This is a genomic window from Brachybacterium sp. ACRRE (genome assembly GCF_022346485.1).
In the GTDB taxonomy this organism is placed as follows: domain Bacteria; phylum Actinomycetota; class Actinomycetes; order Actinomycetales; family Dermabacteraceae; genus Brachybacterium; species Brachybacterium halotolerans.
Genome location: NZ_JAKRMO010000048.1, coordinates 1 through 23710, shown reverse-complemented (window position 1 = coordinate 23710; position 23710 = coordinate 1). Strand labels below are relative to the sequence as shown.

General features: G+C 72.0%; 21 protein-coding genes. 14 read left to right on the top strand and 7 right to left on the bottom strand.

Annotated features, from left to right (window positions below; genetic code table 11):
- Positions 1 to 230: 230 nt before the first annotated feature.
- The 3 genes from MHY49_RS13550 to MHY49_RS13540 form a co-directional block, all read right to left on the bottom strand.
- A complete protein-coding gene (locus tag MHY49_RS13550; protein WP_239204910.1) occupies positions 231 to 1028 on the bottom strand; it encodes a sulfite exporter TauE/SafE family protein in 798 nt (265 codons plus the stop codon).
- 216 nt (positions 1029 to 1244) lie between these two features.
- Positions 1245 to 1742 (bottom strand): thiol peroxidase, encoded by a 498-nt coding sequence (tpx, locus tag MHY49_RS13545; RefSeq protein WP_228357825.1) that lies wholly within the window; start codon positions 1740 to 1742, stop codon positions 1245 to 1247.
- A 60-nt stretch (positions 1743 to 1802) separates the two neighbouring features.
- Complete coding sequence (locus MHY49_RS13540) at positions 1803 to 2816, bottom strand: polyphosphate kinase 2 family protein (RefSeq protein WP_239204908.1); 1014 nt, start codon at positions 2814 to 2816, stop codon at positions 1803 to 1805.
- A 130-nt stretch (positions 2817 to 2946) separates the two neighbouring features.
- On the opposite strand from MHY49_RS13540, the gene MHY49_RS13535 reads away from it, so the two are divergent.
- The 3 genes from MHY49_RS13535 to MHY49_RS13525 all read left to right on the top strand — a co-directional run bounded on the left by MHY49_RS13535 (position 2947) and on the right by MHY49_RS13525 (position 7242).
- Positions 2947 to 5448 (top strand): phosphoketolase, encoded by a 2502-nt coding sequence (locus MHY49_RS13535; RefSeq protein WP_239204906.1) that lies wholly within the window; start codon positions 2947 to 2949, stop codon positions 5446 to 5448.
- A 197-nt stretch (positions 5449 to 5645) separates the two neighbouring features.
- Positions 5646 to 6749 carry a DUF2382 domain-containing protein gene (locus MHY49_RS13530; protein ID WP_239204904.1) on the top strand — a complete coding sequence of 368 codons (1104 nt, stop codon included), beginning with the start codon at positions 5646 to 5648 and terminating at the stop codon, positions 6747 to 6749.
- Positions 6750 to 6960: 211 nt separating this feature from the next.
- Complete coding sequence (locus tag MHY49_RS13525) at positions 6961 to 7242, top strand: acylphosphatase (protein ID WP_200501744.1); 282 nt, start codon at positions 6961 to 6963, stop codon at positions 7240 to 7242.
- Between the two features lie 76 nt (positions 7243 to 7318).
- Here the strand turns inward: MHY49_RS13525 and MHY49_RS13520 are convergent, their stop codons facing one another.
- A complete protein-coding gene (locus tag MHY49_RS13520) occupies positions 7319 to 8479 on the bottom strand; it encodes an MFS transporter (protein ID WP_239204902.1) in 1161 nt (386 codons plus the stop codon).
- 185 nt (positions 8480 to 8664) lie between these two features.
- Between MHY49_RS13520 and MHY49_RS13515 the strand changes: the two genes are divergently transcribed.
- Positions 8665 to 9639: a DUF808 domain-containing protein gene (locus tag MHY49_RS13515; RefSeq protein WP_239204900.1), complete on the top strand. Its 975-nt coding sequence runs from the start codon at positions 8665 to 8667 to the stop codon at positions 9637 to 9639.
- Between the two features lie 100 nt (positions 9640 to 9739).
- On the opposite strand, the gene MHY49_RS13510 is transcribed toward MHY49_RS13515, so the two are convergent.
- Positions 9740 to 10384 carry an NAD(P)H-binding protein gene (locus MHY49_RS13510; protein WP_200501747.1) on the bottom strand — a complete coding sequence of 215 codons (645 nt, stop codon included), beginning with the start codon at positions 10382 to 10384 and terminating at the stop codon, positions 9740 to 9742.
- Positions 10385 to 10592: 208 nt separating this feature from the next.
- On the opposite strand from MHY49_RS13510, the gene MHY49_RS13505 reads away from it, so the two are divergent.
- Positions 10593 to 12218 carry a family 10 glycosylhydrolase gene (locus tag MHY49_RS13505; protein ID WP_239204898.1) on the top strand — a complete coding sequence of 542 codons (1626 nt, stop codon included), beginning with the start codon at positions 10593 to 10595 and terminating at the stop codon, positions 12216 to 12218.
- Positions 12219 to 12277: 59 nt separating this feature from the next.
- Here MHY49_RS13505 and MHY49_RS13500 read toward each other — a convergent pair whose 3' ends face one another.
- On the bottom strand, positions 12278 to 12793 hold the full coding sequence (locus MHY49_RS13500; protein ID WP_200501749.1) for a phosphoribosyltransferase: 516 nt from the start codon (positions 12791 to 12793) through the stop codon (positions 12278 to 12280).
- Positions 12794 to 12997: 204 nt separating this feature from the next.
- On the opposite strand from MHY49_RS13500, the gene MHY49_RS13495 reads away from it, so the two are divergent.
- From MHY49_RS13495 to MHY49_RS13460, 8 genes are all read left to right on the top strand, one after another.
- Positions 12998 to 13759, top strand: coding sequence for a DeoR/GlpR family DNA-binding transcription regulator (locus MHY49_RS13495; protein ID WP_239204896.1), 762 nt, complete (start codon positions 12998 to 13000; stop codon positions 13757 to 13759).
- A complete protein-coding gene (locus MHY49_RS13490) occupies positions 13756 to 14898 on the top strand; it encodes a 1-phosphofructokinase family hexose kinase (protein ID WP_239204894.1) in 1143 nt (380 codons plus the stop codon). The genes MHY49_RS13495 and MHY49_RS13490 overlap by 4 nt, the downstream gene beginning before the upstream one ends.
- A gap of 108 nt (positions 14899 to 15006) precedes the next feature.
- Positions 15007 to 17148 carry a fructose-specific PTS transporter subunit EIIC gene (locus MHY49_RS13485; protein ID WP_239204892.1) on the top strand — a complete coding sequence of 714 codons (2142 nt, stop codon included), beginning with the start codon at positions 15007 to 15009 and terminating at the stop codon, positions 17146 to 17148.
- An 82-nt stretch (positions 17149 to 17230) separates the two neighbouring features.
- Entirely contained in the window at positions 17231 to 18109 is an 879-nt protein-coding gene (locus MHY49_RS13480) for a TIGR02206 family membrane protein (RefSeq protein ID WP_239204890.1), read from the top strand.
- Positions 18106 to 18735 carry a mismatch-specific DNA-glycosylase gene (locus MHY49_RS13475; RefSeq protein WP_239204888.1) on the top strand — a complete coding sequence of 210 codons (630 nt, stop codon included), beginning with the start codon at positions 18106 to 18108 and terminating at the stop codon, positions 18733 to 18735. The genes MHY49_RS13480 and MHY49_RS13475 overlap by 4 nt, the downstream gene beginning before the upstream one ends.
- A gap of 49 nt (positions 18736 to 18784) precedes the next feature.
- Positions 18785 to 19231: a hypothetical protein gene (locus MHY49_RS13470; RefSeq protein ID WP_239204886.1), complete on the top strand. Its 447-nt coding sequence runs from the start codon at positions 18785 to 18787 to the stop codon at positions 19229 to 19231.
- A gap of 104 nt (positions 19232 to 19335) precedes the next feature.
- Positions 19336 to 19665 (top strand): plasmid stabilization protein, encoded by a 330-nt coding sequence (locus tag MHY49_RS13465; protein WP_239204884.1) that lies wholly within the window; start codon positions 19336 to 19338, stop codon positions 19663 to 19665.
- Positions 19666 to 19856: 191 nt separating this feature from the next.
- Entirely contained in the window at positions 19857 to 20999 is a 1143-nt protein-coding gene (locus tag MHY49_RS13460; RefSeq protein ID WP_239204882.1) for a hypothetical protein, read from the top strand.
- Positions 21000 to 21078: 79 nt separating this feature from the next.
- Here the strand turns inward: MHY49_RS13460 and MHY49_RS13455 are convergent, their stop codons facing one another.
- On the bottom strand, positions 21079 to 21771 hold the full coding sequence (locus MHY49_RS13455) for a FadR/GntR family transcriptional regulator (RefSeq protein ID WP_239204881.1): 693 nt from the start codon (positions 21769 to 21771) through the stop codon (positions 21079 to 21081).
- A 266-nt stretch (positions 21772 to 22037) separates the two neighbouring features.
- On the opposite strand from MHY49_RS13455, the gene MHY49_RS13450 reads away from it, so the two are divergent.
- Positions 22038 to 23651, top strand: coding sequence for an ABC transporter substrate-binding protein (locus MHY49_RS13450; protein ID WP_239204880.1), 1614 nt, complete (start codon positions 22038 to 22040; stop codon positions 23649 to 23651).
- The last annotated feature ends 59 nt before the right edge of the window (positions 23652 to 23710 follow it).

The following is a 23710-nucleotide window of genomic DNA, read 5'->3' as shown; positions in this document are numbered from 1 at the left end:
GGAGGCGAGGTTCGCGCGTCCGGGTGCGAGGGCTCTCGACGGGACGGCGCGCATCATGCGACGGCGCGCCGTCAGGCGCGGCGGTCGCGGAAGGTGAGTGCGCGGTCCGCGAGGACCGCACGGAGAAGGGTTCCCATGGGCGGGACGCTATCGGGGGGACGGCGGCGGCGTCGAACGAATTCTCCGCACGCTCCGCCCGCGTCGAGGGGCCTGGGAGCGGAGCGGGCCGCTCAGCCCAGGATCTGACGCACGAGGGCGAGAAGCGCGATCACCACGATGGTGCCGCGCAGCACCCATTCGGGAAGCCGCTTGGTGAGGTGGGAGCCGAAGTAGCCGCCGAGCAGGGCTCCGAGCGCGATCGCGATCACGCCCTCCCACCGCACGTCGGCGCCGAAGGCGAAGTGGGCCACCAGGTAGACGAGCGCCGCCATCACGTTCACCAGCAGGCTGAACAGGTTCTTCACGGCGTTGACGCTCTTCATCGAGCGGCCGGTGAAGGCACCGAGCAGGCCGAGGTAGAGGATGCCCTGCGCGGCCGTGAAGTAGCCCCCGTACATCGAGGCGGCTCCCATGGAGACCATGAGGCCCGGCGAGCGGTAGGCGGCCGCGCTGCTGCCGGCGTCCGCGTCCCCCCGGCCGGTCCCCCGCCGAGGGATCCAGGTGGCCAGTCGCTTCTGGAAGACCACGAGCAGCAGCGCGACCACGATGAGGACGGGGACGACGACCTGGAGCGCTCCGGGCGGTGAGATCAGCAGCAGGCAGGACCCGATGGTCGCGGTCACGACCACGATGGCGGCGAGGGGGCGCACGTCGCGCCATTCGGCGGAGATCTCGCGCCGGTAGCCGAAGAACGAGCCGACGGTCGAGAACACCATGCCCATGGTGTTCGTGCGCACGGCGGTGCCGGGATCGAGGCCGAGGGCGAGGAGCACGGGGAGCGTGAGCAGGGATCCGCTGCCCACCGCGGAATTGATCGCGCCCGCGAGGGCACCCATCACGAGCAGCACCACGAGCGACTGCGGATCCACGCGCCCTCTCCTCCTTCGCCGTCCCTCGGGGCCCGAGGGGCGTGTGCGTCGGACCGCTCGGCGGATGCGGTCCGACCTGCAACCCTAGACCCGGCCGCGGGTCGCCCTGGACCGCGCCTCACGCGTCGGACGCACGTGCCGTGAGCACGCGCGAGGCCCCGGGCATGACTGCCCGGGGCCTCGCTCAGGACGGCGATCGTCCGACGACTATTCGTGTCAGCCGAGCGCCGCCACGGCGGCGTCGTAGTCGGGTTCCTCGGAGATCTCCGGGACCAGCTGGCTGTGGAGCACGGTGCCGTCCGTGTCGATCACCACGACCGCGCGGGCGAGGAGGCCCTGCAGGGGGCCGTCGGTCTGCGTGACCCCGAAGTCCTCCCCGAAGCTCGACCGGAAGGCGGAGCCGGTGACCACGTTCGTCAGTCCCTCCGCGCCGCAGAAGCGGGCCTGCGCGAAGGGGAGGTCCTTCGAGGCGCACACGACGACCGTGTTCTCCAGGCCGCTCGCGATCTCGTTGAAGCGGCGCACGCTCATCGCACAGGTGCCGGTGTCCAGGGACGGGAAGATGTTCAGCACGATCCGTCGGCCGGAGAAGTCGCCCGTGGCGACGGCACCGAGGTCCTGCCCGACGAGCTCGAACGCGGGGGCGGCGGAGCCGACAGCGGGGAGCTCGCCGACGGTGGTGACGGGTGTTCCCTTGAAGGCGGTGGTGGCCATGTCATGCATCCTTCTGCTCGATGTGCGCTGGTCCGTCCATTGTGCCCCGTCGGCCCCGACTCATCGCTGCGAAGCGAAGGTCTCCCGCAGTCGCGCGGTCTGCTCGGCGACATCGAAGTCCGCGGCGGGCCACTGCGGGTCGATCTCGCCCAGAGCCTGCAGCAGCAGCTGCTGCACGGCGATCCGGGCGTACCACTTGCGGTCCGCGGGCACCACGACCCATGGTGCGTGCGGGGTCGAGGTCGCGCTGAGAGCCTTCGAGTAGGCGTCCATGTAGGCGCTCCAGTACCCGCGCTCGTCGATGTCCCCCGGGTTGAACTTCCAGTGCTTGTCCGGGCGCTCGAGGCGCTCCATCAGCCGCTCCCCCTGCTCGGCGTACGAGAGGTGGAGCATGACCTTCACGATCGTGACCCCCGAGTCGGTGATCTCCTTCTCGAAGGCGTTGATCGCGGCGCAGCGCCGCTCGATCTCCTCGGCGTCGGCCCATCCGTGGACCCGATGGATGAGCACGTCCTCGTAGTGCGAACGGTCGAAGACGCCGATCTGGCCGGCCGCGGGCACGTGCGGGCGGATCCTCCACAGGAAGTCGTGCTGCTTCTCCTCCTCGGTGGGCGCCTTGAACGCGGTGATCGAGATGCCCTGCGGGTCCACTGCGCCGACGACGTGCCGCATGATCCCGCCCTTGCCGGAGGTGTCCATGCCCTGGACGACCAGCAGCACGCTGCGCCCGCCGGACGTCGCCCCGTGGTGGGCTGCAAAGAGTCGCTCCTGCAGATCAGCAAGGGAGTCGTCGCAGGCCAGGAGGTGCTTCTCGCCCTTCTTCTTGCCGCCGTCGAAGCCCGGGGTCGCGTGCGGGTCGAACTCGTGGACGTCGCCCGCCCAGCCCGGCGGGACCGTGAAGCCGCTCGGGACGTCGTCCGGCAGGGAGCCGGGTGAGAGGACGACGGGTCGGAGATCGCGCGACGACTTCGTCGCCGCCTTCGCCGATTGTGCCGGCTTCGCCGACTTCGCGCCCCCGCCCTGCTTCGTGCTCTTCGTCGGACGAGGGCTCTGCTGCTTCTTCGCCTGTGCCATGCACGGAGCGTAGCCGGATCCGCGCGCCGCGGCGCGGACCGGGCCCGAGGGGTTCCGCGGGAGCGCACGCAGCCCTAGCGTGGGGCACACGACGCATCCGTCCGGTCCCCCGAGGAACGAGGAGAGTCCCATGGACGAGGCACCGACCCAGCCGGTCCGGCCCGCAGTCCGGCCCGCAGCCGAAGGCACCGCCCCCGACCAGGAAGAGCTTCTCCGCCTGCACGGCTGGTGGCGGGCCGCGAACTACCTCTCCGTCGGCCAGATCTATCTGATGGACAATCCGCTGCTGCGCACGCCGCTCGCGCGCGAGCACGTGAAGCCCCGCCTGCTCGGCCACTGGGGCACGACCCCCGGGCTCACGTTCCTGTACGCGCACATGAACCGGGCGATCCGCCAGCGCGATCTCGACGCGATGTACGTGACCGGTCCCGGCCACGGCGGGCCCGGCGTGGTCGCCGCGGGGTACCTCGAGCACACGTACACCGAGACCTACCCTTCGGTCACCGAGGACGAGGCCGGCATGCGCCGCCTGTTCACCCAGTTCTCGTTCCCCGGCGGGATCCCGTCCCATGCGGCGCCGGAGACCCCGGGCTCGATCCACGAAGGAGGCGAGCTCGGCTACTCGCTCTCCCACGCCTACGGGGCCGTCCTCGACAACCCGGGTCTCCTCGCGTTCACCGTGGTCGGCGACGGCGAGGCCGAGACCGGCCCTCTGGCCACGTCCTGGCACAGCAACAAGTTCATCAATCCCCTGACCGACGGCGTGGTGCTCCCCGTTCTCCACCTCAACGGGTACAAGATCGCGAACCCCACGGTGCTGGCGCGCATCGGCGAGGACGAGCTCGCCGACCTCATGCGCGGGTACGGCCACGAGCCGCTGTTCTTCACCGGCGGCTTCGACGACGAGGACCCGCTCGCTGCGCACGCGCGCTTCGCCGAGGTGCTCGACACGGCCCTGGACCGCATCGCGGAGATCAAGGCGAAGGCGGCCGAGGACGACGCCGCCGGACGGGAGCCGGAGAGGCCCACCTGGCCGATGATCGTCTTCCGCACGCCGAAGGGATGGACCGGGCCCGCGGAGATCGACGGCAAGAAGTCCGAGGGGTCATGGCGCGCGCACCAGGTGCCGCTGTCCAACGCCCGCGACACCGACGAGCATCTCGCGGTCCTGGACTCGTGGCTGCGCTCCTACCGACCCGAGGAGCTGTTCGACGAGGAGGGGCGGCTGCGCGAGGAGTACGCGGAGACCGCGCCCGCCGGGACCCGACGGATGTCGGCGAACCCCGTGACCAACGGCGGCTCCGTGCTGCGGGCACTGCGCCTGCCCGACTTCCGCGAGCATGCGGTCGACGTCCCGCGCCCCGGGGCGGCCACCTCGGAGGCCACACGCGTGCTGGGCGACTGGCTGAGAGACGTCATCGAGGCCAACCCCGACAACTTCCGCATCTTCGGGCCCGACGAGACCGCGTCCAACCGCCTGCAGTCCGTCTACGAGGCCACGGACAAGCAGTGGAACGCGCAGTTCGTGCCGGACGACGACGAGGAGCACCTGGCTCCGCGCGGCCGCGTCATGGAGGTGCTCAGCGAGCACCAGTGCCAGGGCTGGCTCGAGGGCTACCTCCTCACCGGCAGGCACGGGCTGTTCAACTCCTACGAGGCCTTCATCCACATCGTCGACTCGATGGTGAACCAGCACGCGAAGTGGTTGAAGGTGACGAACGAGCTCGAGTGGCGCCGGCCGCTGGCATCGCTCAACTACCTGCTGAGCTCGCACGTGTGGCGTCAGGACCACAACGGCTTCTCCCATCAGGATCCGGGCTTCATCGATCACATGGTCAACAAGAAGGCCGAGATCGTGCGGGTCTACCTGCCGCCGGACGCCAACACGCTGCTGTCCACCTACGACCACTGCCTCCGCTCGCGCCAGTACGTGAACGTGGTCGTCGCGGGCAAGCAGCCGGGACCGCAGTGGCTGAGCATGGACGAGGCGATCGTCCACTGCACGCGCGGCCTGGGCATCTGGGAGTGGGCAGGGACCGAGGTCGAGGGCGAGGAGCCCGACGTCGTCCTCGCCTGCGCCGGGGACATCCCGACGATCGAGGTGCTCGCGGCGGCGAAGATCCTGCGCGAGCAGATCCCCGACCTGCGCGTGCGGGTGGTCAACGTGGTGGACCTGATGCGCCTGCAGCACGAGTCGGAGCACCCGCACGGTCTCTCGGAGAAGGAGTTCGACGGGATCTTCGGCGAGTCCTCCCCCGTCGTCTTCGCCTACCACGGCTACCCGTGGCTGATCCACCGTCTGGCCTACCGCCACGATCGCGCCTCACGGATCCATGCGCGCGGCTACAAGGAGGAGGGCACGACCACGACGCCCTTCGACATGCTCATGCGCAACGACATGGACCGCTACCACCTGGTGATCGACACGATCGACCGGGTCGACGGCCTGGGGACCCGCTTCGCCGGTCTGCGCCAGCGGATGGTCGACTCCCGCATCCGCGCTCGCGAGTACGCGTACACCCATGGCACGGACCATCCCGACGTCGCCGCGTGGCAGTGGGACGACAACGCCGACGAGTCCGAGGCGTCGAAGGGCACGATCACCGCCGACACCGGCGGCGACAACGGCTGAGATCTCCGGTCGCGCATGCGCCGGATCCGCGCCGCACGAGCCCGAGTGACCTGCCGACGAATTCTCGGTGACGGATATGGCGCAGATCACAACAGTCGGTACGGTCGAAGAACGCTCCCCGAGCGCGACGCCGTCGACCGGTCCGGTGCGACGTCGATCGACATCCGCACGAGCGGACCGCACAGAAGGAGAACAGCATGACGTTCCAGGGCAGCATCACGGATCTCCAGACCGCCGAGGTCCTCGATTCCACGGGCGAGAAGGTGGGCAAGGTCGGGCAGGTGTACCTGACCAAGGACTCGCAGGATCCCTCGTGGGTCACTGTCAACATCGGCCTCTTCGGCTCGCGCGAGACCTTCATCCCGCTGGCCGAGGCGAAGTACGCAGAGGGCGCCATCACCGTCCCCTACGAGAAGTCGTTCATCAAGGACGCCCCGAACATCGACGAGGACGGCGAGATCTCCCGCCAGGAGGAGTCCGAGCTCTACCGCTACTACGGGGTGAGCGATCCCGACGCCGCATCCGGCGACGGCCGGGACCGCGAGGCCGACGCGCAGGGCCGCGGCACCGAGCAGGATCGCACCGGGACGGCGCAGCAGGATCCGGCCGTGCAGGGGCAGCAGGGCCAGCAGCAGGCACCCGTCGCCGACGGCCAGGCCGGAGCCGGGGCGGGTGCCGGGGTCGGTGCCGCGGGTGCCGGGGTCGGCGCCGCGGGTGCCGGCGTCGGAGCTGCGGGTCTCGCCGGGCGCGGGACCGGGGCCGACGCGCAGACCGGGGACGGAGCGCTCGAGGACGAGCAGCGGCGAGCCGCTCAGGACGGCGTGACGGCGAGCGGGGAGGCCGGGACGGCCGCGGGAGCCGACGCGCCCGACGCGCCCGGAGCGGCCGACGACCAGGCGGACGTGGACGGTAAGCAGTCCGTGACCCTCCACGAGGAGCGTCTGAACGTCGGCACCGAGAAGGTCGAGACCGGCCGCGTGCGCCTGCGCAAGTACACGGTCTCCGAGACCCAGCAGGTCGAGGTTCCCGTCGAGCGCGAGGAGGTCGTCGTCGAGCGGGTGCCCGCCGGCGAGGAGACCGGGGGCGAGATCGCCGACGGCGAGACCGAGGCCGAGGTGACCCTCACCGAGGAGCGCCCCGTGGTGAACAAGGAGACCGTGGCGACCGAGCAGGTCAACATCGGCACCCGCACCGTCCAGGACACCGAGACCGTCAGCGGCGAGGTGGGCCGCGAGGAGGTCGACATCACCGACGCCGACGGGCGTCCCGTCGAGGGCGACGGAGAGGGCGAGCGCGCCTGACCCATCCCCATCGGGGACGCCGACGAGGGCGGGCATCCGCGGCCACGAAGGCTGCGGATGCCCGCCCTCCGGCGTGCGCGGCCGTCGTCCGCGCAATGCTCGGCTCGGCGCGGCCCGGGCACCGGCATCAGCACCGGCACCGACACCGGGAACTGGAGCGCGGACGCGGGAACGGGCAGAATCGGCGGCAGCATCCGAGGCAGGAGGAGACATGTCCACGTCGAGCATCCGCAGGATCGTCCGCGTCAGCGGCAGCGTGCAGGGCGTCGGGTTCCGCTGGGCCGCCGCCGACCGCGCCGAGGCGCTCGGCGTGAGCGGCACCGTGCGCAACCTGCTGGACGGCACCGTGGAGGCCGATGTCGAGGGCCCCGAGGACGCGGTCCGCCAGATGCTCGCCTGGCTCGAGGAGGGCCCGACGAGCGCGCGGGTGAGCGGGACCGAAGTGCGCGAGGAGCAGCCGCGCGGGACGTCGGGCTTCCGCATCGCGGGCTGAGCACCGCATCGCGGCGTGAGCGCCGCCGCGCGGGGCGAGCACGGCCGGACTGTCCGGGAGACTCCGCGCGGGCCGATCACACGTGCGTCGGGGTCGTGCGCAGGTAACGGGCGACGACCAAGAGGGCGACGCCGAGCATCACCACGGAGGCGATCATCAGTGCCTCCTGGCCGGCGAGGTCGAGGATCCGCCCGCCGATGAGCGCGCCGAGCGCGATCGAGACGTTGAAGACGGCGCTGTTCAGCGCCGTGCCCTCCTCCACGACCTCGCGCCCCTCCGAGCTCACGAACGCCTGGACCGTCACCGAGGCCGCGCCCGCGAACAGACCCCAGAGCGGCATCACCACGAACGCCGAAGCCGGGGACCTCACGGCCAGCAGGAGCACCAGGATCGCGAGGGCGAGCCCCGCGGCGATCACCAGCACCCCGAGGGGCGCGCTGCGGCGCAGCACCATGCCGACCGCGAAGTTCCCGATCATCCCGGCGACGCCGAACAGCAGCAGCATCCCGCCGATGCTCGTGAAGGGCACACCGGCTCGGGAGTGCAGGAGCGGGCTCACGTAGCTGTAGGTGATGAACTGCGCCGTGATCATGAGCGCTGTCAGCACGAGGGCATGGCGGACCCCGCGGTCGGCTGCGGCGCGCCCCATCATCCGCATCGAGACGGGGGCGCTCGTGCGCACGGGCGCGACCACGACGGCGATCAGGATCGCCACGAGCAGTGCCGCGCAGCCGACGACCGCGAACGCGGTGCGCCATCCCAGATGCGTGCCGATCCACGAGGCCACGGGCACGCCGAGCACGAGCGCCGCACCGGCGCCGCTGAAGGCGACGGTCAGGGCGCGCGGAGCGCGGTGGGGCGGCATCTGGGCGACGGCGACGATCGCGAGGACCGCCCAGTACAGCCCGATCGAAACGCCCGCGAAGAGCCGTGCGAGCAGGAGCACCGCGAACGTGGGGGCGATGACGCTCAGCACGCAGGAGACGACCACGCTGGCCAGCGCGAGCACGAGGACGAGCCGACGGTCGAGGGATCCCGCGATCACGGGCGTGAAGATCGCGACGACGCCCGCGAGGACGCCGGGCACCGTCACCGCGAGACCGGCGACGCCCTCGCTCACCCCGAGGTCGGGCGCCATCACGCTGAGCACGCCGATCGGGAGCTCCTCGATCGTGATGAGGATGAAGATTCCCACTGCGAGAGCGATCGTCGCGGCCCACTGGCGTGCCGACGTCATCGGCCCCTCCTTCTCACGTCGCTGATCACGTCACTGACCTGTGCCTCGGACGTCTCGGCACAGACCTCACCAGCCTACGGCCGTCGCGGCGAGGAGCGGCGGGCGGCCTTCGTCCGGCGGCGGGCGCCCTGTGGTGCCTGCCGGTAGTGTGAGCGCGCTACTGCCCATGAGCGAGAGGGACACCCATGGCCGGCGGACTCGCAGCACTCCTGGACGACGTCGCGGCGATGGCGAAGATGGCGGCCGCGAGCGCGGACGACGTCGCAGCGGCCTCCGCGCGCACGAGCGCGAAGGCCGTCGGGGTCGTCGTGGACGACGCCGCCGTCACCCCGCAGTACGTGCGCGGGCTGGAGCCCAAGCGCGAACTGCCGATCATCTGGCGCATCGCCCGCGGCTCCCTGGTCAACAAGCTGCTGATCATCCTGCCGATCGCCCTGCTGCTCTCCTGGCTCGCGCCCTGGGCGCTCACGCCGATCCTCATGCTCGGCGGCGCCTTCCTGTGCTTCGAGGGCGCCGAGAAGATCTGGGAGCTCGTCCACCCGCACGGGCACGGCGAAGGGAGCACGAACGGGAGCGACTCCGCCGATGCGCCCTCCGCCGAGCAGGGCGCCGACGCCGAGGACACGGTCGTCAAGGGCGCCGTGCGCACCGATCTGATCCTCTCGGCCGAGATCATGGTGATCTCGCTGAACACCGCAGCCGACCAGCCGTTCCTGATGCGCACCGCGGTGCTGATCGTCGTCGGCATCGGTCTGACGGCGCTCGTCTACGGGGCCGTCGGGATCCTCGTGAAGATGGACGACGTGGGCCTGGCGATGTCCCGACGCGACTCCCCCGCCTCGCAGCGCGTCGGCCGAGGTCTGGTCACGGCGATGCCGCACGTGATGACGGTGATCAGCTACGTGGGGATGGCCGCGATGCTCTGGGTGGGCGGGCACATCATCCTCGAGGGCACGCACGAGCTCGGCGCCGCGGTCCCCTACGCCTGGGTGCATCACCTCGAGGAGCACCTCGGGCACATCCCGGGCATCGGCGGCGCGGTCGGCTGGCTCGGCGCGACCCTGTGCTCGATGGCCCTCGGCCTCGTCGTCGGCGCCGCGGTGCTGCTCGTCGTCCGGGCCCTCGCCCGTCTGCGCGGGTCCCGCCGGACCACGGCCTGAGCTCCGGTCGGCTCAGGCCCGCACGACGACGAGAGCGGCCCGTGGACCGCTGGGGTCCACGGGCCGCTCGGGTCCCGACGGGTTCTGGTCGTGGTGAGGGTCAGACCCCCGCGACGGCCTCGGCGATCGGGGTCTGCCCGTCGTTGAACGTCACGAACCGGCCGAAGGTCTCGGGGCGGTCGATGACCTCGGCGATCACCTGCGCCACGTTCGCGCGGCTGACCGTGCCGCTCTCGGTGGCCTCGACGTCGATCCGGCCGCTAGGCTCCTCGAGGGTGAGGCCGCTGGGGCCGAGGATCGTCCAGTCCAGGTCGGTGCCGCGCAGGTGCTCGTCGGCCGCGGCCTTGGACTCCGCGTAGGCGAAGAAGCCGTTGTCGGGATCGACCCCGTGGTCCGGCCCGGCGCCGAAGTAGCTGACCATGACGTAGCGGCGGGCGCCCGCGCGTGCGGCGGCGTCCATCGAGGCGATCGCACCGTCGCGGTCCACCGCGTAGGTGCGCTCGGGATCCCCGCCGCCGGCGCCGGCCGCCCAGACGACAGCGTCGGAATCCGCGATGAGATCCTTCCAGCCCTCCTCGTCCAGTCGCTCGATGTCGATGACGACGGCTCCCGCTCCGGTCGCCTCGATGTCGGCCACCTGGTCGGGATTGCGGATGACCGCGCGCACCTCGTGCCCCGCCTCGACGAGCAGCGGCTCGGCGAGCAGCGCGACCTTGCCATGTCCTCCGATGAGTGTGATCTTCATGCGCCCCACACTGGCACCTGGCGGGCGCCGGGGGAAGCCCCGTGCGCTCGTGGCGGAACGCGTGGCCGACGGCGTGCCGCGTGTGACGCTTGCCACGGAGACGCGGACATGGAAGCGTGGGGCGCGCTCGAGACCCGTCCCCTGCGCGCGATCGGCCCGCCGGTCCGCGCACGGGCTCGCGCTCCCCTCTCCCGCCCCAGGAGGCCCCGTGGAACCCCTCGCCCGCCGCTCTCTGCTCCGCGCATCCACCGGCGCCGCCGCCGGTGGTGCGGCATTCGCCCTCGGCGCGGGATCCGCGCAGGCCGGGGGCTCCGCAGCCCCCGGCGGACTCGGCGCGGGCCACCACGGCAAGGGGCACGGCACCGGTCCGGGTCACGGACACGGCCAGGGGCGGAGCACCGCCCCGGTGCGCGAGTTCCGCGCCCTGTGGATCGCGTCGGTCGACAACATCGACTGGCCCTCGAAGGCGGGGCTGAGCGCGCACGAGCAGAAGCGCGAGTACCTCGACTGGCTCGACCTGGCGCAGGAGCTCGGTATGAACGCCGTCATCTCCCAGGTGCGCCCCACCGCCGACGCCTTCTGGCCCTCCCCCTTCGAGCCCTGGTCGCAGTGGCTCACGGGCACTCAGGGCGAGGACCCCGGCTACGACCCGCTCGCCTTCCAGATCGACGCCGCCCACGCCCGGGGCCTCGAGTACCACGCCTGGTTCAACCCCTACCGGGTCTCCATGACCAGCGACGACCCCGCCGACCTCGTCGAGGACCATCCGGCGCGCGCCCACGAGGACTGGTCCTTCGCCTACGGCGGCAAGCTCTACTACGACCCGGGCGTCCCCGCGGTCCGCGCCTTCGTGCAGGACGCGATGATGGACGCCGTCTCCCGCTACGACGTCGACGGCGTGCACTTCGACGACTACTTCTACCCGTATCCGGTCGAGGGCGAGGAGCTCCCGGACGCCGGGACCTTCGAGCGCCATGGCGACGGGGCCTCCTCGATCGAGGACTGGCGACGGGAGAACGTCGACCTGCTGGTGAGCGAGATGCACGAGAGGATCCGCGCGGAGAAGCCGCACGTGCGCTTCGGCATCAGCCCGTTCGGCATCTGGCGGAACTCCACGAGCGATCCCGCGGGGTCGGACACCGCGGGATCGGAGTCGTACGAGATCATCTCCGCCGACTCCCGGCGCTGGGTCCAGCAGGGCTGGGTCGATTACATCAACCCGCAGATCTACTGGCAGATCGGCCACGAGCTCGCCGACTACGACACCCTGGTGCGCTGGTGGGCGGACCTCGCGGAGGACTCCGACGTGGCGCTGTTCGTGGGCGAAGCGGCCTACAAGGCGGTCGACGGCACCTTCGAGGACCCCGGCGAGCTCTCCGAGCACGTGGAGCTGGGCCGTGACCTGGGGTCCGTCCAGGGCTATGTGTACTTCAGCGCGACGAGCATGCGCGATGACGAGACCGGAGCGGTGAAGCAGCTCGTGCGCGAGCGCTTCGCGCACCCGGCCATCGTCCCCGTCATCGAGAGCGTCGAGGGGACGGCGCCCGCCGCGCCCTACCTGCAGTCCGTGCGCGCCTCGCGCAAGGGCGTCACGCTGCGCTTCAGCGGGGAGGCGACCAGCTTCGCGATCTGGCGCCTGCGCTCACCGCACGTGACGAGCCGGGACCTCGAGGACGCACGCAGCCTCGTCGCCGTGGTGCGGGCCGACGAGGACGAGAGCGCACAGCAGTTCACGCACGCGGGCGCGGATGCACGCGGCTGGTACGCGGTGACGGCGCTCGACCGCACCTGGCGCCAGAGCGGCCCCTCGACGGTGCGGCGCCCGCGGGGCTGACGCCCCGGCGGGACCCGCAGCCCCGAGGGACCCGCGACCCGGGACGGGCGCGCGGGTGATCAGGCCTGCGTCGCGGGCGTGACGGGCGGCTCGGCCGACCACGGGAAGACGATCCACTCGTCGGTGCGCCGCCACACGAAGTCGGGCGCGACCACCGAGGCGGACTTCGCGTAGAGCACCGCGCTGCGGGCGTCCGCGCCCTGCTCGCGCAGGAGCTGGAGCACGAGCGCGAGGGTGCGCCCGGAATCCGCCACGTCGTCGACCACCAGCAGGCGCTTGCCCTGGATCGACTCGGTGTCGAGCATCGGGGCGAGCAGGACCGGATCCGGCAGGGTCTCGTGGACGTCGGTGTAGAACTCGACGTTGATCGCGTCGGCCAGCTTGAGGCCGAGCGCATAGGAGAGCGAGCCGGCGGGCAGCAGGCCTCCGCGCGCGACCGCGATCACGATCTCGGGATCGAAGCCCGAGTCGGCGATGGTCTGCGCGAGCTCCCGGGACGCGGTCCCGAACAGCTCCCAGTCGAGGACCTCCTTCGTCACGAGATCGGAGGAATCGGCGTGGTAGGCCTGCGACATCTGGGCTCCTGGGACGGATCGTGCGGGGGTGCCCCGATGCTACCGCCCGCGCCGGAAGGGCCGAGCGCGGCGACTGCGCGCCCACCACAGCAACCCACACACTTCAATGTTGTTTTCCTTGGGTTCATGTTCTAGTGTGTGGCTCACCTCCAGGAGCAGTCCCGAGCTCCCGGTGTCCCGCCCTCCGACGACGCAGGTGATGTGATGTACGCCCAGGAGCGACAGCGCCAGGTCCTCGACGCGCTCGAGCAGTCCGGCCGCGTGACGGTCTCGGACCTCGCCGAGCGCTTCGACGTGACCACCGAGACCGTGAGGCGCGACCTCGACGACCTCGAGCGGCGAGGCCTGCTGGCCCGCGTGCACGGCGGCGCCATCGCCCGCCGCACCCGCGACGCGGAGCCGGACCTCGATACCCGTCGGACCACGAACACCCAGGCCAAGCGACGGATCGCCGATGCGGCGCGAGCGCTGCTCCCCACGGATCCCGAGGCCTCCGTGCTGCTGGACGCCGGCACCACGACCCTCTCGCTGGTCCCCCATCTCGCCGAGCGCACCGGGCCCGTGCTCACCCACGCGCTCGACGTCGCGCAGGCGGCGCTGGGGCTCGCGGGTCCGCCCGTCCACGTGCTCCCCGGGCGTCTGCGTCCCGGCACCGGTGCGGGCGTCGGCGCGGAGACCGTCTCCGCTCTCGCGCGGCTGCGCCCCGAGGTCGCGTTCCTGGGATGCAACGGCTTCGACGGCGCGGAGCTGTTCACCCCCGATCCCGAGGAGGGCGCGGTGAAGAGCGCCATCGTCGAGCGCGCGGGCCTGCGCGTGCTGCTGGCGGACTCCTCGAAGGCACAGGTCCGCCAGCTCGTCGCCTTCGCCCGCACGGGCGACATCGACGCCCTGGTCACCGATTCCGACCTGCCGGAGGCGCTGCGCTCCGAGCTCGAGGACGCCGGCACCGAGGTGGTGGTCGCATGATCCGCACGCTCACCGCGAACCCCTCGCTGGACCGCACGGTCCTCCTGGGTTCTCCGCTCTCCGCGGGCGGCGTGCACCGCATCGTCCGGGAGTCCACGCAGGTCGGGGGCAAGGGCGTGAACGTCGCCCGCGCCCTGCACCTCGCCGGCGCCGAGGTCGAGGCGCTCGTGCCGGTCGGGGCCGATGACCCCTATCGGGCACTTCTCGAGGCCGCCGACGCACCGCTGCGCACCTCCCCGGTCGACGGCGCCGTGCGCACCAATCTCACGGTGCTCTCACCGCTCGAGGAGACGGGGACCAGCGGCAGCACAGGAACTGCAGGCACCGCCCGCGGCGCCGATGACACCGGGTCCGCGGAGAGCCCCGACGCGCTCGGCGCCGCCTCCGGCACCGTCACCACGAAGCTCAACGAACCGGGCGCCCGGATCTCCCCCACCGAGCTGGAGGCCCTCGAGTCCGCCCTGCTCACCGGGATCGGCGATGGCGCACCCCGTGGTCCGCGCGGCCAGAGCGCACCCACCGGCGAGCGGTCGCTCGCGCACACGGTGATGCTCTCGGGGTCCCTCGCGCCCGGCTTCCCGGAGGACTGGTACGCGCGGATGGTCCGGGTGCTGCACGAGCACGGGGCATGGGCGGGCGTCGACACCTCCGACGGCCCGCTGCGCGCACTCGCCGCCGCCTGGGGCGAGGACCCGACGTGCGCCCCGGACCTGCTCAAGCCCAATGCGCTCGAGCTCGCGCAGCTCACGGGCCTGGATGCCGCCGCCCTCGACGCCCTCGAGGGCGCGGGCACGGATCTGGACGCCGCCGAGCTGGGCCCCGTGGGCGAGGCCGCCCAGGACCTGCGCGCACAGGGCGTCAGGGAAGTCCTGGTGACCCTCGGCGGTGCGGGCGCCCTGCTCGCGAGCTCCCAGGGCACCTGGTTCTGCCCCGCGGGCCCCACCCGCGTGGTCTCCACGGTGGGCGCGGGAGACTGCGCGACCGCCGGGTTCCTGCTCGCCCGCAGCCGCGGGGAGGACGCCCCCACGGCGCTCGCCCGCGCCGTCGCCTACGGCAGCGCCGCCGTCGCCCTGCCCGGCACCACCATCCCCCGCCCGGATCAGGTCGTCGCCCGACCCGATGCCGTGCGGGCCCTCTGATCCGCACGACGCCACCGGACACCCGTCCCGACGTCACGTCGGCCCACCGCCGACGACCGATGACCCCCGCCCGGCGCGATGCCGGGCCCTCCGAAGAAGGAGCTGGCCATGTCAGAACCCCTCATGACCGCGGACCTCGTCCACCTGGACGTCGAGCCTGCGGGAGACAAGTCTGCGGTGATCGGCCAGATGGCCGACCTGATCGCCGCGACCGGACGCTCGGACCGCGACGGGCTCGAGGCCGGGCTGCTGGCCCGCGAGGAGTCCTTCGCGACCGGCATGCCCGGCGGCTTCGCGATCCCCCACTGCCGCACGGAGGCCGTCCACGAGGCGGCGCTCGGCCTGCTGCGGCTCACCGAGCCGGTCGACTTCGGATCCACCGACGGGCCGGCCGATCTCGTGATCGGCATCTCGGCGCCCGCCGGGACCGACGACCAGCACCTCCGGCTGCTCGCACAGCTCTCGCGCGCCCTGGTGCGCCCGGAGTTCCTCGCCTCGCTGCGCTCCGCCGCGACGCCCCAGGAGGCCGCCGACCTGGTGATGGGAGTGATCGAGCCCGAGCCCGAGCCCGCATCCGCAGCGTCGTCATCGGCCGGAGACTCCGCATCCGCATCCGCACCCGCGCCCGCGCCCGCGCCCTCGGATGGGACGGCGACCGACGCACCGGAGGACGCCGCCTCCCAGAGCCCGTCCGCGGCTGCCGAGGACTCCCCCGTGCTGCTCGCGATCACCTCGTGCCCGACCGGCATCGCCCACACCTACATGGCCGCCGAGTCCCTCGAGACGGCCGCCGCGGAGAAGGGCGTGCGCCTCCACGTGGAGACGCAGGGATCGGGCGGCATCACGCCGTTCACCTCCGAGCAGATCGCGGAGGCCTCCGCGATCATCGTCGCGGCCGACGTCAACATCTCGGGACGCGAGCGCTTCGCGGGGATGCCGGTCATCGAGCACCCGGTCAAGCGCGCGATCTCCCACGGCCCCGAGATGGTCGACGAGGCCGTCGCGGCCGCCCGCGATCCCCGCGCCCGGAAGGTCCCCGCCGGGGCCGACGACGCGACCACGGAGGCCTCGAGCGGCTCGGGCGGCGCCGGGGCGAGCTCCGCCGCCGCGGTCTCCTGGCCCAAGCGGATCCAGGCCGCCGTGATGACGGGCGTGTCGTACATGATCCCGTTCGTCGCCGCGGGCGGCCTGCTGATGGCCCTCGGCTTCCTGCTGGGCGGGTTCGACGTCTCCTATGTCGCGCAGGACGTCGCGACCGGGAACTCGCTGACGAACCTGCCGGGGCACCTGAGCTACGACGGCGCGAGCGGGCAGGAGATGACCTCGCGCGCCGGGCTGCTGCTGTACCTGGGCGCCGTCGCCTTCGCGATCGGCAGCGCCGGAATGGGCTTCCTGGTCGCGGCGCTCTCGGGCTTCATCGCTTTCGGCCTCGCCGGACGCCCCGGCATCGCCCCCGGCTTCATCGGCGGGGCGATCTCGGTGACGGTCGGCGCGGGCTTCCTGGGCGGACTGGTGACGGGCCTGCTCGCCGGGCTCATCGCCCTGGGCCTCGCCTCGCTGCGCCCGCCGCGCTGGCTCGCCGGGCTGATGCCCGTGGTGATCATCCCGCTGGTGACCTCGGGGATCGTCGCCGGAGCGATGCTGCTCGTGCTCGGCCGCCCGCTGGCCTGGGTGATGGAGGCCCTGCAGAACGCGCTGACCGGCATGAGCGGCACCTCCGCGATCCTGCTGGGCGTGATCCTGGGGCTGATGATGTGCGTGGACCTGGGCGGCCCCATCAACAAGGCGGCCTACCTGTTCGCGACCGCGGGGCTCTCCCAGGGGACCGAGGCGTCCTTCCACATCATGGCCGCGGTGATGGCCGCCGGGATGGTGCCGCCGCTGGCGATGGCGCTGTCAACGGCGGTGCGGCGCTCGCTGTACACGCAGGTGGAGCGCGAGAACGGCACCACGGCTTGGCTGCTGGGAGCCTCCTTCATCTCCGAGGGCGCGATCCCCTTCGCCGCGGCCGACCCGCTGCGCGTCATCCCCTCGATGATGGCCGGCGGCGCGGTCACCGGCGCGCTCTCCATGGCGTTCGGAGTGGGCTCCCAGGCTCCCCACGGCGGCATCTTCGTGTTCTTCGCGATCAGCCCGGTGTGGGGGTACGTGCTCGCGATCTTGATCGGCACGCTCCTCGCGGCGGCCCTGGTCACCGTGCTGAAGGAGCAGCATGCCCGGCGCGTGCGCCGCGAGGCCGCGGCCGCCTGAGGCCGGGGCGCCCGCAGCCGCCTGAGGCGGCGCCGCCCGCGGCATCCGCTGCCCCGCGTCCGCGCCGGTCTACCCTGCGGGTGTGGACAGCGCGGACGCGCCCCTGCTGGGGCACATGACGCCCTACGGCGCCCAGCACCTCACGGTGCTCGCGGTCATCGCGGTGCTCTGCGTCCTCGCGGTGATCGTCGTGCGCCGCGGTGACGCACCCGTCGTCGAGCGCCGGCTGCGGATCCTCGGCTGGGCGCTGCTGGCCAACTCGATCCTGTGGACGCTGTGGGGCTTCATGCCATGGGCGTGGGACGTCGACGAGTCGCTCCCCCTGCATCTCTCCGACGTGCTGCGCTTCATCGGGCCGCTCGCCCTGATCACCCGCGCGCGGCGGCTCGTGGTCATCACCTACTACTGGGGCCTCACCCTGAACATGCAGTCCGTGCTCACGCCGGACGTCAACTATTTCGTGTGGCCGCCTCTCGAGTTCGCGGAGTACTGGATCGCCCACGGCGCGGGAGTGCTGATCCCCGTGGTCCTGGTGTGGGGCCTGCGCATGCGCCCCACCTGGCGAGGATTCGGCTTCGCCTACGGGGCGACCGTGCTGTGGGCGCTGATCGCGATGATCGGCAATGCGCTGACCGGCGCGAACTACGGGTACCTGAGCCACGCGCCCGCGGGACCGAGCCTGCTGGATGTGATGGGCCCGTGGCCCTCGTACCTCCTCGTCGAGGCGATCGCGATCGCGGTGGTCTGGGCGCTCATGACCCTGCCCTGGGCGCTGCTGGGCCGCCGGGCGGGGCTGTCGGACCCGGTCGAGGCCGGCAGGGTCCGAGCAGCCGAGGTCCGTTCCGTCGGGATCCGGGCCGACGGGCTCCGGGCCGACGGGCTGCGGGGCGACGACGTCCCGACGGACGAGCCGTCGTCCGATCCGGGCGATCCGCCGCGGATCGATACAGTGCCAGGATGACTTCCCGCCGCCCCTCGCCCCTCGGAGGCCGACGTCCCACCAAGGACGACCTCGCACAGGTCTCCACCACGGACCCGCACGGCGTCGACGACATCCTGCCCGGACCGGGCGACCCGTCGCCCCTGCGCATGCTCATCGTGGGCATCAACCCCGGGCTCTGGACCGCCGCGGTCAACGCCCCGTTCGCACGCCCCGGGAACAGGTTCTGGCCGTCCCTGCACCGCGCTGGCCTCACCGACCACCAGGTCGACTGCGCCGCGGGACTCACCGAGGAGGACGAGCAGCAGCTGCTCGGCCGAGGCATCGGCCTGACGAACCTCGTCGGCCGCGCCACGGTCCGCGCCGACCAGCTCGCGCGCGAGGAGCTGCACGAGGGCGGGCGGCGGCTCGTCGAGCGGGTGCGCGAGATGCGACCGCGCTCCGTCGCGATCGCGGGCATCACCGCCTACCGCACCGCCTTCCGCCTGCCCCGGGCGAAGCTCGGACTGCAGGCTCCGGCCGACGTCGAGGACTGGCCCGAGCAGTCGCTTCTGTGGGTGGTGCCGCAGCCGAGCGGGCTCAACGCCCACGCCAACATCGACACCCTCGCCCGTGACTGGCGCGAGGTGTGGGACAGCACCCGCTGAGCGTGCACGGGGCGGTCCGCGGGACGTCCGCCGCAGTTATGCTGACACCATGTCGAATAACGCGTCCTCGCCCTCCGCCCCTGCGCCGTCCGCACCCGCCGATCCCGTGCTGAACGCCCTGCGCCTGACCGCCGGCAGCAGCGCGCTGATCGCGATCGTGCAGACCCTGCTGGGCCTGGGGATCCTGGGCAGCCTCGGCGGCGTGTTCCCGCTCCACCAGACGCTCGGCTACGTGCTCTTCCTCGACACCCTCGCCGCCGCGGTCTGCGCCGTGCTGTGGTCGCGCCGCAGCGGCAACAAGGGGCTGATGATGCACGCGATCTCCGTCGCCGTGCTCGCCCTCATCCAGATCGGCATCGCGGAGATGGGCGTGGTCTGGCTGCACGTGGTCGTGGGCCTGCTGATCCTCGTCGCCGTGATCGCCCTGTTCACCCTGAGCATGCGCAAGAGCGGGGCGTCCCGCTCCGAGCGTCGCGGGACGTCGGCCGCGCGCTGACGCGGACGCCGCGAGCGCGCTCACGCAGAATCCTCGGGCGTAGTGTGGTCCGCGCCCGGTCGGGCGATCGGGCGCGGACGATCCGCACCGACGAGGAGGCCGTCATGCCCGAGGCATGGAGCGAGAAGCGCGAGCGCCAGTACCAGCACGTGAAGGACAGCGTCCAGGAGCAGGGCCGCTCCGAGGAGACCGCGGAGGAGATCGCCGCCCGCACGGTCAACAAGACCCGCGCCCAGGAGGGCGAGGCGGACGAGTCCTCGTCGACCTCGACGGAGGACGAGTCCCCGTCCGAGCGCGGCGGCAGGCACTCCCACGAGGGACCGCAGGGGCGCACCCGCGACCAGCTCTACGAGGATGCCCGGCGACAGGGCGTCGAGGGCAGGTCGTCGATGACCAAGGACGAGCTCGAGGACGCCGTCGAGGACCGCGACTGACGGGGTCCCGGCGCCGTTCCGGAACATCCGGACATCTCAACATCCCAGCGCACAGCGCCGTGGGGCGCGCCTCCGCGCAGTTCGCGGGAACCGGTTGCGGCACCCTGCGCGCCGTGGAAAGGTGGCGGCACCCGCACGGCGCTGAAGCCGTCAGGCTCCGGGCGCCGTCACCGCCGATGCAGGAGGTACACGTGAAGCTTCCCTGGCTCAGGTCCGCACTGGAGAACGAGGGTCCCTACGTCTCCGTCCACCTCGACACCACGCGGCTCGATCCGCAGGCCGTCACCGAGATCGAGGCCCGCTGGGCCCGTCTGCGCGACCAGCTCGCCGCGGCCGGCGCCCCTGCCCCGCTGCTCGACCGGATCGGCGAGACCCTGCTGACCCCATCGGCACTCGGAGGGCGCCACGGACGCACCGTGATCGCCGCGGGCGACGAGATCGTCGTCGACCGCGTGCTGCCCGTGCCGCCCCTGCACGAGTCCGCGCACTTCGGCGACGAGCCCGAGCTGCTGCCCCTCCTCGAGCTCACGCCCTTCGCCGTCACCCAGCTCCTCATCGAGGTCGATCGCGCCGGCGCCGATCTGCGCCTGCGCGCGCCCGACGCCCCGTCCCTGAGCAGGCACGGCGAGGGTCTGGGCGAGGACGCGAGCGTCGACGGCGGCCACGACGAGCTGCACAAGGCGAGCCTCGGCGGCGGTGGCCAGCACGGCTGGCGCGCGAGCAACCTCGAGGCCCGCGTCGAGGACTCCTGGGAGCGCAACGCCGAGGCGGTCGCGCGCACCGTGGAGCGGATCGTGCGCGAGCAGCGGCCCGACATGGTGCTGCTGACCGGCGACGTGCGCTCGAGCGCACTGCTGAAGGCGGAGCTCGGCCAGGAGGCCCTCGAGCGCCTGTACGAGGTGCCCGGCGGCACCCGCGGCAAGAGCCTGGACCGTCCCGCCTTCCGCGAGGAGGTCGTCCGCGTGACGCGGGACTTCATCGCCCACCACGAGGAGGACCTGCTCGCACGGTTCCGTGAGGCCAGCGGCCGGGACGGCGCCGCCGCCACCAGCGCGGACGACGTCGCCCAGGTGCTCGATCGCGGCCAGGTCGACGAGCTGCTGCTGGTCTCGGGACGCCCCTGCCCGGACGTCGAGCGCCTGCTGCTCAGCGCCATCCGCACCGACGCCGGCATCAGCGCGCTGCGCGAGGACACCGCGGGCTCCGACGTCCTCGTCGACGGGATCGGCGCGCTCCTGCGCTGGCACGACGAGGCGACCCCCGCGGCGAGCATCGGCAGCATGAGCGGCGATGCGCGGCGCGAAGGAGCGCACGAGGGGTCGAGCCCGAGCTGAGCACCGCGACCGCGGCAGGTCGCGTCGACCGCGGCAGCTTGCGGCGACCGCGCACTCATGCAAGCCCGTCGGGCGGGCCTCACTCGGAGGCGGTGAGGTTCCGCTCGAGCGGGCTGTAGTGCGCGCGCACCGCCTTCTCGTACGCCGCCGTGTCGCCCGCCTCGAGGGCATCGACGATCGCGTCGTGCGCCTCGATGGTGAGGCGGATGTCCGTGGCGGGAGGCACGTCCAGAAGCGGGAGCGCCGAGGTGTGCACCTGCCAGAACGCATCGCCCAGCTGCATCATCAGCTCGTTGCCGAGCTTCGAGAGCACGGCCGCGTGGAACGCCTGGTCCGCGTCGGCGAAGGAGCGGCCGGCGGCGTGCGCGGCCCGCATCCGCTCCACCTCGGCACGGGCGGGAGCGAGGTCCTCGTCGCGCCATGCCTCGACGAGCCGCTGCCCGATCGAGAGGTCCAGGGCGATCCGCGCCTGGACGACCTCGCGCAGGGTGCGCAGGTCGTTGCCGTCGTTGAGGCGCGCGCGGAAGAGCAGTCCGTCCACGAGCGGGGCGAGCGACATCCTGCCCACGAACGTTCCGTGGCCGTGGCGCACCTCCACGATGTCCAGGGACGACAGGGTGCGCATCGCCTCGCGCACCGAGGAGCGCGCGACTCCCAGTTCCTCGACGAGCCGCGCCTCGGTGGGCATCGGATCCCCCGGATGCAGCCCTGAGCGCAGGATCAGATCCTTGATCCGGGCCACCACGTCCCCGCCCGCGTCGTTCCGGCGCATGCGCTCTCCTCCCTCACGAGGACCGCGCGATCGCGGTCCTGCATCCATGATGCGATCCGGGTCACGGTTCGGTAACCCGCGTCGATCCACTGGCATCGGGGTCTAGAGTACCGCTAGAACATCGGACATCAGACGTCTGATTAAGATTCCGCTCGATGCGCGGGACGCCGGAGGCGAGGACGCAGCCGTCTGCACGCACCCGGAGCCCTGGGCCTCGGACCGATCCGGTCCGGCCGAGCACTCCCACCCGAAGGGACGCACCGATCATGACCACGAAGACCACCCGCCGCAGTCTGCTCAGGAGCGCAGGGCTCCTCACCGCCGCCGCAGGCATCGTCGGCGCCGTCGCCGCCTGTGCTCCGCGCGACGGCGAGGACGCCTCCTCGGACTCCGGGGGCGCCGCGGCGACGCAGGCCAAGGAGGACGGCGCCATCTCCGCCGCGATCTCCTACGAGCTCGGCACCAACGGCTACGACCCCATGACCACGAGCGCAGCGCTCACGGTCGCCGTCAACTGGCACACGCTCGAGGGCCTCACCGAGCTCCACCCCGTGACCCGCAAGGTCTACGCCGCTCTCGCCTCCGAGATCCCCTCGAGCGACGGCACCAGCGTCGACGTCGCCCTCCGTGACGGCGCGACCTTCCACGACGGCAGCGCGGTGACCCCCGACGACGTCGTCTTCTCCTTCGAGCGCGTGCTCGACCCCGACAACGCCTCGCTGTACGCGAGCTTCATCGACTTCATCGAGAAGGTCGAGAAGAAGGACGACACCACGGTGACGTTCACCCTCGCCCACCCCGTCGCGATCCTCGCCGAGCGCCTGAGCGTCGTGAAGATCGTGCCGAAGGCCGCGGTCGAGAAGGACCCCAAGGCCTTCGACGCGAAGCCCGTCGGCTCCGGGCCGTACTCCATGACCGACAACGGCGCCGCCTCGAAGAAGGTCGAGTTCGAGCGCTTCGAGAAGTACAACGGCCCCCAGCCCGCGAAGGCCGCGAAGATGACCTGGCAGATCATCCCCGACGCCTCCACGCGCACCAACGCCATGCAGTCCAAGACCGCCCAGGCGATCGACTCCGTGCCCTACCTCTCGATCGACCAGCTCAAGGGCTCGGCGACCGTCGAGTCCCCGCTCGGGTTCGGGCTGCTGTTCGCGATGTTCAACAACAGCGAGGACAACCCCTTCCACGACCTCAAGAACCGCCAGGCGCTCCTGTACGCGATCGACATGGAGAAGGTCATCGAGGACGGACTGTCCGGCCAGGCCGAGGCGGCCACCTGCTTCGTCCAGAAGGACCACCCGGACTACAAGGAGGCGTCCACGGTCTACTCGCTCGACCTCGACAAGGCGAAGTCCCTGTTCCAGGAGACCGGCCTCACGAGCTTCCGGCTGATGGCGACGGACCACGACTGGGTCAAGCAGTGCACGCCGATCATCCAGCAGTCCCTCGAGGCGGCCGGTGTGAAGGTCGAGTTCACCGAGAAGCAGTCCGCGGACGTCTACAACTCGATCGACGGCAAGCCCGACGCCTACGACGTGGTGATCGCCCCCGGCGATCCCTCGGTGTTCGGAGACGACCCCGATCTGCTGATGCGCTGGTGGTACTTCGCCGACACCTGGACCGACACCCGCATGCACTGGAAGGGCTCCGAGGGCTACGCGAAGGTCACCGACCTGCTCAAGGAGGCCATGTCGGAGACCGACGAGGACAAGCAGAAGGCCCTGTGGCAGCAGACCTTCGACGCCATCTCGGACGACGTCCCGCTCTACCCGCTCTTCCACCGCAACGCCCCCTCGGCCTGGGACCCGAGCACGCTCGTCGGCTTCGAGCCCACGTCGCTGACCGGCCTGAGCTTCGTCGGGGTCGGCAGCACCCAGTGACGCCCGCCACGGTGCGCGAGCATCTCGCGCACCGCGGCGCCGTCCGCCGGCCCGGCCCC